Here is a 14,791-nt window from a genome sequence, read left to right as displayed (position 1 = left end):
CGACGACAATGGCCAGCGCCAGGCGATCGGCGACAAGCTCGCCAAACTGCCGTGCCCGGTGCTGCTCATCTGGGGCGACCAGGACCAGGTCGTGCCGGTCCCGCAGCCTTCCGACGTGCCAGACAACGCAACGCTCACCATCATCCCGCACGCGGGCCACATGCCACAGATGGAAACCGCATCAACCGTCAACCAGGCAATCCTCGACAATGTCAAAGGCGGGGTTTGAGCCACCTCTAGTCCATCGCTGAAGCTGCGGTTCAGCGCACACTTCGGCCCAGTAGCGGGAGAATCCCGTTTGGAAAAGCAGCTGAGAAACAGAAGGTAAGCGGCGTTGAACAATTACACCAACAAAGTGGTCATCATCACGGGCGCAGGATCCGGGATGGGTCGAGCAATGGTCGGCGAATTCGTGTCCAGAGGAGCCTATGTGGCAGCGCTCGACATCAATCTGGACCGTGCCATCGAGACGGTGAAGAAGCTGGAAAAGCCATCCATGGCCGTTCCGCTGCAAGTCAACGTCAGCGATGAGAAAAGCGTAAAGAATGGAATAGACGCAGTCATTGTGCGCTGGGGTCAAATTGATCTGCTGTGCAACAATGCTGGCGTTCTCGATGGACATGCGCCCGCTCATGAAGTGAGCCTTGAGGAATGGAACCGGGTCATGGCCGTGAACCTGACCGGGCCGTTCTTGATGTCGCGTGCTGTCATCCCGCAAATGCTGAAGCAGGGCAAAGGCGCCATCATCAATACGTCCTCGACGTCAGGCTTTAGCGCAGCTGGAGGCGGGTCGGCCTACACTGCTTCGAAGCATGGCGTCATCGGGTTGACGCGCCAGATGACGTTTGAATACGGAGCGCTCGGCATAAGGATCAACGCCATCTGTCCCGGGGCGACTGCCACGCCAATGGCAATGCCGGAGCAAACGACGGCGCATTCACCAGATATGGACCTGGCAGTCAGCAAAGTGCCTGCCCGGCGGTGGTGCAAACCGGAAGAGATTGCCAAGTTGGCGGCGTTCCTGGGAAGTGACGACGCCGACTACGTACACGGCAGCGCTTACGTCATGGATGGCGGATGGCTAACGGCGGCCAGAGATCCGTTCTGACAAGAACTCGGTCACCGCGTTCTAGTGAAACGGGTGAATGGAAAGTGCCGACATCATTGCAAAACCGGTTCATCTTTTTCGAGTGATGTAAACGATAACATTAGACAACCAAAAGGTGGTCGAGGTAATTTCTGCCACCCTCTATCGAACCCAAAATGTCCAAGTTGTGAAAGGGAAAATGGATGAAAGAGAAGCTCGTCGTGATCGCATTGGTCAATGCCAACACGGGAAATGAAGACCTGCTGCGCCAAGGCCTGATGACGCTTGTGGAAGCGGCCCCCAAGGAGCCGGGCTTCGTTCAGTATGACCTGCACGAGTCGGTTGAGAACCCGGGCCAGTTCCTCTTCTATGAAATCTGGGAAGACGAGAATGCCCTCAATGTCCACAACAATACCGAAGCGATGAAGGCGTTCGGCGCAAAAGCGGGCCAGTGGATTCAGTCGGTCACCCTGACCAAGTACAAACGGCTTAACTAAGACACTCCACGACCCATTCGCCATATACGCAAGACCGGGGAGACTGACATGGTTGGAAGGGAATGGCCGGCTACGGGAGTTAATGGCTTCCAGCGCGGCTTCACAACAGTGGATGGCGTTAGACTCCATCATGTTAGCGGAGGGCGTCCTGACGGTGAGGTGCTGGTCCTGTTTGCCGGATTTCCGCAGAGTTGGTACGCGTGGCGCAAGATCTTGCCGGTGTTGGGTGAGCGCTATCGTGTCATAGCGCTGGACCTTCCAGGGCAGGGGGATTCCGATCGTCCAAGATCAGGTTGCGACACGGCGAGCATCGCCAAGATCGTTCGAGGACTTCTCGAAAAGCTGGAGGTCGACAAGCACTTCTTAGCCGCACATGACATCGGAGCCTGGGTCGCTTACCCCTATGCCGCCCTGAACGGAGGCAGTGTCAAAAGTCTGGCTATCCTTGACACCGGAATACCTGGCATCAGTCTGCCCGATGCGCTGCCGTGGTCAGCGGAAGTTGCATGGCGCACCTGGCATGTTGCGTTCCACAATGTGCCTGATTTGCCGGAAGCGCTCATCGACGGCCGGGAGCACATTTACCTTCGCTGGTTCCTGGAGCGTAAAGCGGCCAACCCGCAGATATTCTCCGACGCCGACCACGAAGAGTATTTGAGGGTCTTTCTGTCCAGCGGACTCAAAGGTGGTCTTGCCTATTACCGTGCAGTCTCATTGTCCGCCGAGCAGAACCGCGAGCTGAGTGCAAAGGGCAAGCTGGAAATGCCGGTCCTTGCTGTGCGCGCCGACCAGGGATCGATGCCGGATCTGGTTGCACAGCTTCAGAAGATTGCGACCAATGTGCGCGGGACGGCCATAGCGTCCTGTGGCCACTATCTTGCAGAAGAACAACCCGAAGCGCTTGCGGGGGAATTGCTGACTTTCTTCGGTTGATTTTTCTTGCTGGCGCGCAGAACAACCTTCACCCTCCCCAAGACGGGTGGATCGCGGCGGCTGCGGTCGGCGATAGTCGTCACCGCAGCCGTTCCCTTTGCCGTAAGGCTTCGGCCGTGGGCCAGAGCCAAGTATTCACGGATCCCGTGGCGCAAATCGCTTCCAGAAGTGATTGCTCGTACAGGCAAGCAGTCGATCAGGAGCAGCATCCAAAGATGGATGCACGGACGCCAATCCACAGCTGGCATCCTCGGGCGATCAATCGATCGTAGCTAATTGGGTACCGAGACCAACGGACGCGCCGGCCGCGACTTTCAGACTTATGCAACCTGTCTTTGGTGAGATGATGCGCGTTTCCATTTTCATAGCCTCCATGACCGCGACAACGTCGCCCTCGGCAACTTCTGCGCCGTCCTCGACCAGCCATTGCTGCAAGGTACCTGGGATAGGAGCGGTAACAGCGCCGTCGCCGGCGGGAGATGCCGCCGCTTGCAAGCCCGGCGAGGTTCGCAAGCCAGAAAAGAGCGTTGCCGGCAAACCAAGAGTGTGACGGCGGCCGTCAATTTCGACGAAGCTACGCAAAAAGCCACCTTCGATCGGGTCAACCCTCGCGGCTGGCTCAACGCCGCGAAACTGCGTCTCAATCCAGTTGGTGAAAACGCGGAATCCATCCTCCGCCGTGAAATCACGCTCCTCTAGTACGGCGCGATGAAAGGGCAGCACCGAGGCGACCCCTTCAATACAGAATTCAGCCAGCGCTCGACGTGCATGCTTCAGCGCTTCCTCGCGGGTGGCACCTGTGACGATAAGCTTCGCCATCATCGAGTCGTAGAGGCTCGGGATTTCAGACCCAGTTTCAACGCCGGCGTCGAGGCGCACATGTGGCCCTGCCGGCGCCCGGAAGCGGGTGATCAGACCGGGCGTCGGCAGGAACCCTCTACCAGGATCTTCGGCATTGATGCGAAATTCAATCGCGTGGCCGCGCGGCTCAGGCGTCTCCGTGATTGACAAGGGCAAGCCGTCGGCGATTCGCAGCTGCTCAACGACGATGTCTATGCCCGTCGTTTCCTCCGTCACGGTGTGCTCCACCTGAAGGCGGGTATTGACTTCAAGGAACGATATGACGCCGTTTTGTGAGAGCAGGAATTCAACTGTGCCGGCACTTGTGTAGCCGGCCTCCGCGCAGATTGCGCGGGCCGCGTCGTGAATACGCGAGCGCTGTTCAGCACTTATGAAGGGAGCCGGAGCCTCTTCGACGAGCTTCTGGTTACGCCGCTGCAGCGAGCAGTCGCGCGTACCAAGGACAACCGTGTTGCCATGACTATCGGCAATGACCTGTGCCTCGATGTGACGCGGCCGGTCGAGGAACTGTTCGGCGTAGCATTCGCCCCGGCCGAAGGCCTCAGTTGCCTCGCGCACGGCGGATTCGAAGAGTTCGCCGACCTCCTCCAGGCGATGCGCGACCTTCATGCCGCGTCCACCGCCGCCAAACGCTGCCTTGATTGCGAGTGGCAGACCGGCCTCCTTGGCGAAGGCGACCGCTTCAGCTGCCGAGGCAAGCGGACCGTCCGAACCCTTGACCAGAGGCGCGCCGACCTTGGCGGCAATACGCCGGGCCTCAACCTTGTCGCCAAGCGCAGCGATAACATCGGGGGCAGGGCCGACCCAGATGAAGCCCGCGTCTATCACTGCCTTAGCGAACTCGGCGCGTTCCGACAGGAAACCGTAGCCGGGATGGATGGCATCGGCGCCGGCGCGACGAGCGATGTCCAGGATCTTTTCGATGTGCAGATATGTCTCAGCCGGGCGACCGGGGCCAAGGCCGTAGGCCTCCTGGGCAAGTTCGACATGGAGGGAGTTCGCGTCCGCGTCCGAATAGACCGCAGCAGAAACAACACCGTAGTCTCGCGCTGCACGAGCAATGCGAATGGCAATTTCCCCGCGATTGGCGATGAGCAGCTTCTTCATCGTTCGATGTCCTTTGCGTGCGATTCAACGTCGGCAACCTGGCTGAAACGAATCCGCGCGCCGATCGGGATCTGGCCGGCCAGATCGAGGTGGTGTGCGGCAACCACACCGATCACCGGGTAGCCACCGGTCAGTGGATGGTCAGCCAGAAACAGCACTGGCTGGCCATTGTGCGGCACCTGAATAGAGCCGATCGCGGTGCCCTCGGAGGGAAGCTCTGCCGCATCGCACCGTTCGAGCGGGACAGCTCCCGAAAGGCGCATGCCGATGCGGCTCGATTCAGCGGAGACCTGCCAATCCTGGCCAAGCAGCGTATCGATCCCTTTTGCCGTGAACCAGTCGGCGCGTGGGCCGAGCACAATATCGAGCTTGACGGTATCGGTGGCGCCCGGCAAGCGTTTCGGTCCGTTTCGGTCAGGATCGACGGCCACCACTGTCGGCCTGTTTGCTGGCACCAGCACGTCGCCGGCTACAATCGGGGCGGGACCAATTTTCGCCAATGTGTCCGTCGAAGCCGAGCCGAGGACCAGTTCGACGGCGAAGCCGCCGCGCAGCGCCAGATAGCTGCGCATCCCCGCCTTTGGCAGGCCAAGCGTCAGTTCATCTCCGGCATCGAGCGCGAAGGGGCGGCCCAAAGGCGCTGGAACCTCGCGCCCGCCAGCCGTTCGGATGGTGAGCGTGCTGGGGGCGCCCGAAACCGCTACCGTCACAGCGCGATCGGTTTTGACGGCAAAGCCGCCGAAGGCGACCTCGATTGCAGCACTATCGCGGGGATTGCCGACACACAGATTGGCCTCACGAAGTGCCATGCGGTCGAGTGCGCCCGATTCTGAGACACCCTGGTCGGCCCGCCCTGGACGGCCAAGGTCCTGATAGAGGGCCGGGCGGTCAGCACGGGTTACAACCAAGCCGTCGCTTCGAGGCGCAATCTTGGCATGTTGTGCGGGCGGCGTGGTGATATGCGCTGTGCTGTCCTTCGCCAGGTGGTGGAAACGAACTCGGTCGCCAGGTGCAAGCAGCGCAGGACGCGCACGCGCGGTGTCCCACATGCGAAGCGCGGTTGTTCCCAGAAGCTGCCAGCCGCCCGGGCTATCGGATGGGTAGATGCCGCCAAATCTGCCGGCAAGTGCCACCGAGCCGGCTGGGATGCGTACACGCGGGCTCTTTCGGCGCGGGACGTCAAAGCCGGGATCACTGCAGGTCATATAAGCAAAGCCCGGCGCAAAGCCGGTGAATGCGACAGTATAGGTGGCTTCGGTGTGGCGACGGATGACCTCTTCGACAGGCCAGCCGAGAAAGCCAGCAACATCGGCCAGATCTTCGCCATCGTAGGTCACGGGTATATCGAAGGTCTCGCCCTGCCGAACGGTGCGCACTGAAAGATCGATCTGCGCGACTGCCGCGGAGACCCGATCGCGGGTCGTGACGAACGGGTCGAAGCGGATCAGCACCGTGCGGGCCGCCGGAACGATATCCGTTACACCTTCCGGCCGAGAGGCCAGCAGGCAATCAAGCAGCGTCAACGTCGTTTCCAGATCCTCGAGCTCGACAAGGAGACGCTCGCTGCCGGCTGGCAGGAAACGCAGGCGCTCAACCACGGACAGAGTCGCGGACTGCTGCGGCGAAAGGCTTCACTTGAACGCCGCGGGCTGCGAACTCATCCCGCAGCATGCGCGCTATCGCCACAGCAGTCGGCGTATCTCCGTGGACACAGATCGAATTGGCTTCCAGCGCGATATCGGTTCCATCGACTGCAGTTACTCGCCGCTCGGTGACCAAGCGCAGCATCCGGTCAGCAACGGTTTTTGGGTCGTGGATCACGGACCCGGGCAAGCGGCGGCTAACGAGGCTTCCGTCGGCATTGTAGGCGCGGTCGGCAAATGCCTCGCACACCACCGTCAGCCCAGCCGCTGTTGCCTGTTCGACTATCGGAGCACCGGCAAGTGCCATCAAGGTCAGCGACGGATCGATAGCCTTTATGCCTGCGATCACATCGGCGGCCTGGCGCGCATCGCTTGCAATGGTGTTGTAGAGCGCTCCATGCGGCTTTACGTATCGAACCGTTGTCCCGGCAGCCTTCGCAAGCCCTTGCAGTGCACCGATCTGGTAGATTGTGTCGCCAACCAGTTCGGCGCTAGACGGGTCCATATTTCGTCGACCAAAGCCGACCAGATCCCGGTAGCCGACATGTGCGCCAATCGAGATGTTGCGGCGCGCCGCTTCGCGTAACACAGTGAGGATGCCTGCGGGATCGCCGGCATGGAAACCGCAGGCAATGTTTGCGCTGGTGACGATATCAAGCATCGAGATGTCGTCGCCCATCGGCCACGGGCCGAAACTTTCACCAAGATCGCTGTTGAGGTCAACGCTTGCCAAGTGACAGCCTCTTTATATGATTGAAATGACCCGCATTCTGTTCAATAACATATCGAAGATTGTTCAACAATATCGATCTCGAGAGATTTTTGCCCTGGCCTCACGGCCGAGCTGGCCAGCAGGAACCGAATGAGCACCAAAATAGCCTTGGGTCCAGACGATCAGCCTCTCGCCGAAAAGGTGGTTTCCAGGATCAGGGACATGTTGATCGACGGCGAACTCGCCCCTGGTCAAAAGCTCTCGGAGCAACAGGTCGCTTCACAATTTGGCATTTCCCGCAATACGTTGCGGGAGGTCTTCCGGCTGCTGACCAGCCAAGGTCTTCTGTCGCACATCCCCAATCGCGGGGTCTTTGTCGCTGCCCCCAATGCGGCTTCGGTTATTGATATCTATCGGGCGCGCCGAGTGATCCAAATAGGAGCGGTGCGGATGGCCAGCCGAGGCCATCCGGCACTTCTGAGGATGGGCATTCTCGTTGCTGAAGCCAAGGAGGCTCAAAAAAGTAACGATTGGCGGCGCGTGGGAACCATAAATATGGAATTTCACCGAGCGATGGTGGAACTGTGCGACAGTCCAAGATTAAACGCTTTCTTTGAAATGGTTTTGGCTGAGCTTCGCCTGGTATTCGGCCAACTCGACAACAGCGCTCATTTGCACGAACCCTACATTGATATGAATTCGATCCTTGTCTCTCTGCTGGAGGCCGAAAAGATCTCGGAAGGGATAGAGCAGTTGGAGATTTATCTCCTCAGATCAGAAAGAATGGTACTCGCGGCCTTGCAGCGGACAGCTGAACAAAAAGGATGAGCCTCGTTGCGCCGGGTCTTTCATCGCCGATCCGCGGTACGGGCCTCGAAGGCCCAATTGGGCTCGTAGGGGACGCGTCGATCCTGCCTTACCCATTGTGGTTGGCCATAGATGGAGGCGCCACCATCCACCAACAATGATGCTCCGGTTATGAATGCTGCAGCTTCGCTTGCAAGAAAATGCACAGCCTGGGCGACGTCTTCGGTCCGGCCGATCCGGCCCAGTGGCGTGTCCGCAAGAACGGCTTCCAGCCGCCCGGGTTCTGCCAAAGTTTGTCTGGTCATGGCCGTGTCCACAATCCCTGGAAGGACGGCATTTGCACGAATGCGAAAGACGCCGAGTTCGGCAGCCATGGTGCGAACGAGCATCAAAAGCGCGGCCTTCGTCGCGTTATAGGCTCCCGTTTGGTCCGTATGATAGAGGGCCAGGCACGACGAGATGACTACGATGCTGCCGCCCAATCGCTCATCTGCCATTGAGCGGGCAACTGCCTGACAGGTGTGAAAGGTCCCGTTCAAATTCACCTCGACATGTCGATCCCAGATCTTTTCGGGCATCTCAAGAAAGCTCGCAAGGCGAGCATAGCCTGCATTGGCAACAAGGGTTCCGATTGGTCCGAGATCAGATCGCGCTTGCGCAACGGCAGCATCGACTGAACCTCGGTCACATTGGTCTGCGACATAGATCGCCACCTTCTGTGCGCCCAGTATCTTCAACTCATCAGCCAGGGTGTTGAGCGTCTCATCGGTGCGGTCGAATAGGGCAATGGGGCGGCTGTCGGCGGCAAAACGTCTGGCCAAAGCACGCCCTATGTCGCCCGCAGCGCCTGTCACGATCACCGTAGAAGAATCGGTCATTATGCAAAATCTCCCAAACGCGGATCAGAAATGGGTGACAACTATCCCATTGGCAAAGGCGCCCTCGGCCTTCGACAACGCCTTGAAATGGGCAAGTCCTCGCTCGAACGGAATTGCCTCGACACCATTGGCGCCGGGCGGTACGTTTCCTTCGAGCAATGCGAGCGCGGCAGCCGCCATGCCGATGCCTGTCCCGCGGCTCATCTCACTGTCATCCGTAATGGTGTGCATCACGACAGGCTGGTCGCCCTTTAGCCCCATGACGTTGATCTGCGTAAATGCAGGGCGTTCCCGCGGGGGGCCAAGATTGTGTCGCGCCCAAAGCAGCTTCCAAAGCACCTCTATGGGCTGGATGGTCTGATCTCCAATCTTGACTGTAAGCTCATCACGGGCAAAGCCGATGCGGCCGAGTGTCGAAAAGGCCTGGTTGGCCCAGTTGGGGAATAATGATCCCTTGCACTGGATCAATTTCAGATCTGGTCTGTAGCGTGCGAGGGTCAGCGGTTCCGGATGAGCGGTATCGTAAGCCTCGATCCGGTCGAAGGGTGAGGGAACCTCAAACGACATGGCTGTCTCCGGATGGAATCCCTTCGAGTATTCCATCTTGCCATTGCGCCAGATCGGGCAAGGAGCCACGGTCATATGAAGCATATGACGAAGCACGGCGAGGCCGCCGGGGTCGCGCTCTCGCGTGATCCAGACGATCTTGATTCCGTCCACTCCAGGATTCGACGCCAGGATGTCGCAAGCCAGCCAGTTCGAGATGCCCGGTGAATTGCCGCCGCCGGTAATCACGGGAACTGCCTGCGCCAAGGCGGTTTCGTGAAGGTCCAGAATTGTCTGGGTCCCCTCAGCGTCGTCGCAAACGTCGACGTAGGCAGCCCCAGTTGCGATAGCTGCGCGCGCGACAGCATCGGAGCCCAAAAAGAAGGGGCCCGCGAAGTTCATGACGAGGTCGGCCCCCCTCGTATCGATGCCGTCCTTCAAGACGTCGCGAAGTTCCCCTTCGACACGCTTTGGGTCGACGGCGATCCCAAGTGCCAGATTTTCTGGCGACCGGTCGACAATCTTGAAGCGGCAATCAGGGCGTAGTCTCGCGAGCATGCCCAGCGCACTACGCCCCATGTGCCCCGCTCCAACAAGCAAAATGGCCTTGCTCACGACACCTCCATATAACGAACGTTAATTAATAGATTCCGTCCACTCATGCGTCAAGTCTGAGAGGGCCATGACAGCGATCTGGGCCAATTAACCTATGGGTGCGTTAAGGGATGGCGCGGTTTCAACCGGAGTGTCGCGCTTGACAGTCAAAGCTGCTGGTATTAACGATCGTTCATATCTTTTTGAGAAGAGGGACGCTCTTTCAAATGGTTCGGAAGCCGAATACCGTGAACTGGGAACGGGTGGACCAGTGGGTGGCGCGCGAAGGGGTACAGGCGAACTGGCAGGTCTACGGGGCGCCCGATATCATGCCGATCAGCAGGACCGCCTTTTCGGATGCCGAGCCCATGCCTCGTTGGGACGAGCCACAGAAATTGATCCTGTCGGTGGCAATCAACGGGGCGTTTTTCCGCAAAGACGAGAACCCCAATCAGCCGACCTCGCCGGAGGAAATCATTCGCTCGGCGCAGGAGTGCATCGACGCTGGTGCTCAGATTATCCACATCCATGCCCGCGATGAACGTGGCTACAATGTCCTGGATACCGGCCTCTTCAAGGAGACGCTGACCCACCTGCGGCGCCAGAACAATCATATCGCACTCGATGCCTGCCTTGTTGCGGTCAACGACGAGGAAGAGCGTATGATGGGCGAGATGATGTCGCTGGGCCTGATGGAGGGCGTGCCGGTCAACGCCACCTCGATCATCCTCGGGGACAATCGTTTTGTGAAATCGCCGGCGGCAATGATCGAGAAGACACGACGTGCGCTCGATGCCGGCCTGACCCCTCAGATCGCTGTCTACTCTGACGCCGACATCGACAACGCTCGCCGCTACCTGATCGATAGCGGCCTCATTCAGGGGAAGCTGAACTGGCTTGTCTTGCCTGGACTGCCTGGCTGCAGCCCTACCTACAGCCCTGAGACCATGATCGACGGCTTCATGCGGTTGGTCCGTCTCATTCGCCATATCGATCCTGAATCGGTTATCATCGCCTGTACCGGTGGCCGTTCGAGCAGCTACCTCGCAACGCTCGCAATCCTCATGGGCGTGCACGTGCGTGTCGGCATGGAGGACACCGTGTGGAAGTGGCCGCATCGCGACGACAAGATCCAGAGCAACGTAGAGGTGTTCCGTCAGATCAGCGGCATCGCGGCAGGACTGGGCCGTGACCTTATGGAGGCTGACGAGTACCGTCGCCTGATGACGCTGGCCCCTTGAGAGGGAGCCGGGCGAGGCGGGTCCGATGGGCCCCGTCTTCAAGCTAAGGCGGGGAGAGATCGAAATGCAATTGAATGCCGTTGTAACCGGAGGATCGAAAGGGATCGGCTTTGGTATCGCGGCTTGTCTTCTCAAGCGGGGCTATGCTGTCACGATAGCAGGGCGCAACGAGACTGACCTTGAAGCGGCCTCCTCCAAACTTGAGCCATTGGGATCCGTTGAGGCGGTGGCCGCCGACGTCACCAATGAAGACGACGTTGAACGCCTCATGTCGCGGTTCGAGGACCCGGCTCGCCCGCTCTCCTTGCTGGTCAACAACGCGGGTTTGGCGGACTACAAGACCCTCCTAAAGATGGATCTTGCCCGTTGGCGTTCGGTGGTCGACGTCAATTTGACGGGTGTCTTCCTCACCCTGCAGAGGGGCGCGCGACGTATGCGGGCCTCCGGCGGTGGGGCCATCGTCAACGTTGCTTCCATAGACGCGGCGGGAACCGACGGCCGACAATCTGCGTACGGTGCGGCGAAGGCAGGCGTTGTCAACCTGACAAAGACGGCCGCCGTGGAACTGGCGCCGTACGGCATTCGCGTCAATTCGGTAAGCCCTGGCTGGACGCTGACAGCCATGATCTCGGATCACGTGAGCGAAGCTGCCCGTCAGCATATGACCGAGAGCTTTTCGCGCGTTCCCATGGGTCGTCTGGTCGAAGTCGATGAGATCGCCCGCACGGTCGCATTTCTGGGCAGTGCAGAGGCGAGCGGGATTACAGGCATAGATGTACCAGTGGATTGTGGCACCCTGGCGAACCTCTATATCGCCGAAACACTCCCCAAAGAATGACCGGGCTCGGACCTATGAATAACCCGGAGGTTGCGTTGGTCAGTGGGGCAGGCTCGGAAATCGGGCGTGCTGTCTCACTCACCCTGGCTGGTTTCGTTGACACGCGCCAATGGCCGCAAGAATCTTTGCAAAGGCTCCCCTTGGAACTCGCGAGGCTTTTGACAAGGCCGTCCCGATGGGCCTGTTCGCCGCGCCAGCTGAAATCGCGGCAGTTGTCGCTCATCTGTGCTCGAGCGAGGCCGCTTACACCAATGGCTGCGTGTATCTGATCGATGGGGGCAGCAGCGCCGGTCATCTGATCGGTCAGAACTAAACGTACCAAATACCTCTCTTTTCTCTTTGATCCGGAACGACGTCGTGAGCGAGCGCACTTATACAAACATCGTCGACGCTTTGGTGGATCAAGCCAAACTGCGCCCCAACGCAATTGCTCTCACCGACGCAGACGAGGAGCTGTCTTACGCGCGTCTGCAGGCTGAGGTAGAGGCAGCGGCATCGCGTTTGGTGACACTTGGGGTGAGGCGCCAGGAGCGTGTCGTCGTCGTTGGCGACAATACATGGCAATGGGTGGTTGCCTACCTCGCGATCCTTCGCATCGGAGCGATGGCCGTTCCGATGAACAACCGGCTGGCGCCCGCACAGGTTAGCGACCTCGTCGCCCTGCTGGAAGCGCGATTTGCGTTGGCCGATGATGTCCATGTGCGACTGTTCGAGGATTGCACCGGCCTCCGTATCCTCTCTATCAACGGCACTGCCGCAACCCCATTCGGATCGGTTGATTCAACCAACGTCGCCCTTCCCGACATGCCGCTTGCGACCGAGAACGCAGTGATCAGTTTCACGTCGGGAACCACGGGCACGCCAAAGGGCGCCGTCATCGGTCATGATGCGCTTTGCAAGGCGTCGCAAGTTTACGTGGATCTCATTCAGGCAGACGAAAGTACTTCGACGCTCATAGTGGCCCCGCTTTTTCACAATACGGGGTTCGTCGATCAGCTCGGCACGATGTTGCTATGCGGCGGGCGGGCGGACCTACTGCTAAGATACCGCACGCAAGAGGCGGTCGCCGCGTGCCGCCGCAGGCCAACGACTTTCGTAACCGCTGTACCAAGTGTTTTGCGCATGATGATGACGGACGACGGAGCCGATGCCGTCTATGGTCCGGCCACGGACGTCTTTTTCGGCGGTTCTCCGATGCCTGCGCCGTGGTCACTTGAAATGCACGAGCGTTGGCCGAGTCTGCGGCTGTGGCATGGCTATGGTCTCACCGAGTTCACCTCCTGCTGCACGGTACTCCCAGCCGGGCTGATCCTGACCCACGGCGCCTCGATCGGCTACGCTGCGGAAGGGGTCGAGTTGCGGCTTGTCGGTGAAGACGGACAGGATGTGGCCGACGGTACCGTCGGAGAGATATGGGTGGCAGGCGATACCCGTATGGGCGAATACTGGCGGCGCCCGGACGCCACCGCCGAGAAACTCAACGGGCGCTGGCTGCGCACTGGCGACCTTGCGGAGCGGCGGGAAAGAGGTCTCCTCTACCATGTCGGACGGCGGGACGACGTCATCAATCGAGGTGGGGAGAAAATCCTGCCGTCTTTTATCGAAGCCGTGATGGCCGAGGTCCCCTCTATCGCGCAGGCCGTGGTCTTTGCAGTGCCGCATCCGGTCCTTCAAAACAGCGTCTACGCTGCTGTGGAGCCACGCCCGAATATGGTTGTGGACGTGGAGGCCGTGCGTGAATTTCTGCGCCGTCGATTGCCAAGCTATGCAGTGCCCGAGGGCATCATCGCAAGCACCGACCTGGCGCGAACCGCGTCGGGAAAGCTCGACCGGCGAGCCATCCGAGCTGGTTATCTGGAATCCCAAACACAATCGAAATAGGAGGCCACGAGATGGCAAGGAAGTGGAAGGCCGTCATCATCGGCGCCGGCGGCTCGCAGGCACAGGCCATGCTCAGAGCATTGGCCCGTGGCGGTGCAACTCAGGACTGTCTGGCGCTGGACCGCGCTTGGCGCCCAGAAGCGCAAACTGCTGCTCAGTCAATGGGTTTTGCCACGCAGCAGATGGATGCTTTGGCCGATAGCGCCCAACTCGACACGCTGCTGTCCCAGACGGATCTCGTGGTCAACATGGCTGGCCCCTATTACAGGACGGGGACCGCCATCCTTGACCGCGCAATCGCCAACGGCACCAACTACCTCGATATTTCGGACGATGCTGACGTCACGATCCCTATGCTTACCCGGAATGGGGCGGCGGAGGCTGCCGGTGTTTCGGCCTTGATCGGCATGGGCTCGTCTCCCGGCACGACGAACATCCTCATCAGGGCGGCGGTCGACAGGCTCGGCCCGGTTGAGGACGTAGACATCTACTGGACGGTTGATCTGGCCGATATGACAAATGCAGCGGTGCGCCATTTCTGGCACTGTTTCAATCTTGTCGATCCGGACGGCACCACCCACGATGTTGCGGGTTGGGATGCGCTCGAATTTCGCGAGATGGATTTTCCCGCTCCCGTCGGGCTCCAGCGTCTCGTACGGCTTGCCCATCCTGAACCAATAACAGTACCCCAGTACCTTCCGGTTAAACGCGCCTCCAACTTCGGAGGTCTCAATCCTGAAGAAGCCTTGGTCACAGGATGGTGTCTTGCGCACATTGCAGATGAGCGGAGGACCAAAGGCGCGTTGACCGATGCCGCCGTCGATCTGTTTTTGCATTACCGCGACCAGCGTGCGGCTGCGCCGCGCATAGGCAGCGGTCTGATAATTGATGTCCACACGAAGGGCAACGGCCTGCGCTTTGCGTCTGGCAGCGATGGCGGGATGGACGACTCCACCGGTATCCCCGCCGCTGTTGGTGTCATCCTCATGATGCAGGACCGGATCAGCCAAAGGGGCGTGTTCCCACCTGAGATCGTCTCGCCCAAGGATTTCTTTTCAATCTTGCGCGACGTCAGTCTCGGAGGCGGTGGGCTGACGCTGTCTTCGCTCAAGGACGGACAGGCTGGTGAAAGGCTGAGGATTCGGGACCTGCTCGTCTGAATGGTC

15 protein-coding genes are annotated in these 14,791 nt (G+C 59.6%); 10 read left to right on the top strand and 5 right to left on the bottom strand.

The genetic code is table 11. The features are described 5' to 3' along the window. From ASD12_RS34645 to ASD12_RS21465, 4 genes are all read left to right on the top strand, one after another. Nucleotides 1–229, top strand: a 229-nt coding sequence (locus ASD12_RS34645; RefSeq protein WP_348271729.1) for an alpha/beta fold hydrolase, incomplete at its 5' end; no start/stop codon positions are given. A gap of 105 nt (nucleotides 230–334) precedes the next feature. Next, nucleotides 335–1,108: a glucose 1-dehydrogenase gene (locus ASD12_RS21475; protein ID WP_056590741.1), complete on the top strand. Its 774-nt coding sequence runs from the start codon at nucleotides 335–337 to the stop codon at nucleotides 1,106–1,108. A gap of 182 nt (nucleotides 1,109–1,290) precedes the next feature. Continuing rightward, nucleotides 1,291–1,584, top strand: coding sequence for a putative quinol monooxygenase (locus ASD12_RS21470; protein ID WP_056590739.1), 294 nt, complete (start codon nucleotides 1,291–1,293; stop codon nucleotides 1,582–1,584). A 48-nt stretch (nucleotides 1,585–1,632) separates the two neighbouring features. Further along, nucleotides 1,633–2,517, top strand: coding sequence for an alpha/beta hydrolase (locus tag ASD12_RS21465; protein WP_056590737.1), 885 nt, complete (start codon nucleotides 1,633–1,635; stop codon nucleotides 2,515–2,517). Between the two features lie 258 nt (nucleotides 2,518–2,775). Here ASD12_RS21465 and ASD12_RS21460 read toward each other — a convergent pair whose 3' ends face one another. From ASD12_RS21460 to ASD12_RS21450, 3 genes are read right to left on the bottom strand one after another with little or no spacing between them, the layout of a single operon-like run. After that, nucleotides 2,776–4,485: a biotin carboxylase N-terminal domain-containing protein gene (locus tag ASD12_RS21460; protein ID WP_056590725.1), complete on the bottom strand. Its 1,710-nt coding sequence runs from the start codon at nucleotides 4,483–4,485 to the stop codon at nucleotides 2,776–2,778. Continuing rightward, nucleotides 4,482–6,083 carry an urea amidolyase family protein gene (locus ASD12_RS21455; protein WP_056590722.1) on the bottom strand — a complete coding sequence of 534 codons (1,602 nt, stop codon included), beginning with the start codon at nucleotides 6,081–6,083 and terminating at the stop codon, nucleotides 4,482–4,484. Before ASD12_RS21455 ends, ASD12_RS21460 begins: the two co-directional genes overlap by 4 nt. Then, nucleotides 6,076–6,861, bottom strand: a complete 786-nt coding sequence (locus ASD12_RS21450; protein ID WP_056590718.1) for a 5-oxoprolinase subunit PxpA — start codon at nucleotides 6,859–6,861, stop codon at nucleotides 6,076–6,078. The genes ASD12_RS21455 and ASD12_RS21450 overlap by 8 nt, the downstream gene beginning before the upstream one ends. A 129-nt stretch (nucleotides 6,862–6,990) precedes the next feature. On the opposite strand from ASD12_RS21450, the gene ASD12_RS21445 reads away from it, so the two are divergent. Next, nucleotides 6,991–7,668 carry a GntR family transcriptional regulator gene (locus ASD12_RS21445; protein ID WP_056590716.1) on the top strand — a complete coding sequence of 226 codons (678 nt, stop codon included), beginning with the start codon at nucleotides 6,991–6,993 and terminating at the stop codon, nucleotides 7,666–7,668. A 20-nt stretch (nucleotides 7,669–7,688) separates the two neighbouring features. On the opposite strand, the gene ASD12_RS21440 is transcribed toward ASD12_RS21445, so the two are convergent. Then, nucleotides 7,689–8,525, bottom strand: a complete 837-nt coding sequence (locus tag ASD12_RS21440; protein WP_056590714.1) for an SDR family NAD(P)-dependent oxidoreductase — start codon at nucleotides 8,523–8,525, stop codon at nucleotides 7,689–7,691. A gap of 24 nt (nucleotides 8,526–8,549) precedes the next feature. Further along, entirely contained in the window at nucleotides 8,550–9,686 is a 1,137-nt protein-coding gene (locus tag ASD12_RS21435; protein ID WP_244482931.1) for a saccharopine dehydrogenase NADP-binding domain-containing protein, read from the bottom strand. A 206-nt stretch (nucleotides 9,687–9,892) separates the two neighbouring features. Here ASD12_RS21435 and ASD12_RS21430 point away from each other — a divergent pair, with 206 nt between their 5' ends. The 5 genes from ASD12_RS21430 (at nucleotide 9,893) to ASD12_RS21410 (ending at nucleotide 14,785) form a co-directional block, all read left to right on the top strand. After that, nucleotides 9,893–10,906 carry a 3-keto-5-aminohexanoate cleavage protein gene (locus tag ASD12_RS21430; RefSeq protein WP_082525591.1) on the top strand — a complete coding sequence of 338 codons (1,014 nt, stop codon included), beginning with the start codon at nucleotides 9,893–9,895 and terminating at the stop codon, nucleotides 10,904–10,906. A 64-nt stretch (nucleotides 10,907–10,970) separates the two neighbouring features. Next, nucleotides 10,971–11,744, top strand: a complete 774-nt coding sequence (locus ASD12_RS21425) for an SDR family NAD(P)-dependent oxidoreductase (protein WP_162252268.1) — start codon at nucleotides 10,971–10,973, stop codon at nucleotides 11,742–11,744. A 109-nt stretch (nucleotides 11,745–11,853) separates the two neighbouring features. Beyond that, nucleotides 11,854–12,057, top strand: a complete 204-nt coding sequence (locus ASD12_RS21420) for an SDR family oxidoreductase (protein WP_056590708.1) — start codon at nucleotides 11,854–11,856, stop codon at nucleotides 12,055–12,057. A 44-nt stretch (nucleotides 12,058–12,101) separates the two neighbouring features. Continuing rightward, nucleotides 12,102–13,625, top strand: a complete 1,524-nt coding sequence (locus ASD12_RS21415) for a class I adenylate-forming enzyme family protein (RefSeq protein WP_162252267.1) — start codon at nucleotides 12,102–12,104, stop codon at nucleotides 13,623–13,625. An 11-nt stretch (nucleotides 13,626–13,636) separates the two neighbouring features. Next, the gene (locus ASD12_RS21410) at nucleotides 13,637–14,785 is read left to right on the top strand and encodes a saccharopine dehydrogenase NADP-binding domain-containing protein (RefSeq protein ID WP_056590701.1); all 1,149 of its coding nucleotides are present in this window, start codon (nucleotides 13,637–13,639) and stop codon (nucleotides 14,783–14,785) included. Nucleotides 14,786–14,791: the final 6 nt, after the last annotated feature.

This window comes from Mesorhizobium sp. Root102 (assembly GCF_001425625.1).
In the GTDB taxonomy this organism is placed as follows: Bacteria; Pseudomonadota; Alphaproteobacteria; order Rhizobiales; family Rhizobiaceae; genus Mesorhizobium.
Note: the sequence above shows the minus strand (reverse complement) of the source record. Positions and strands in the feature narration are given on the sequence as shown.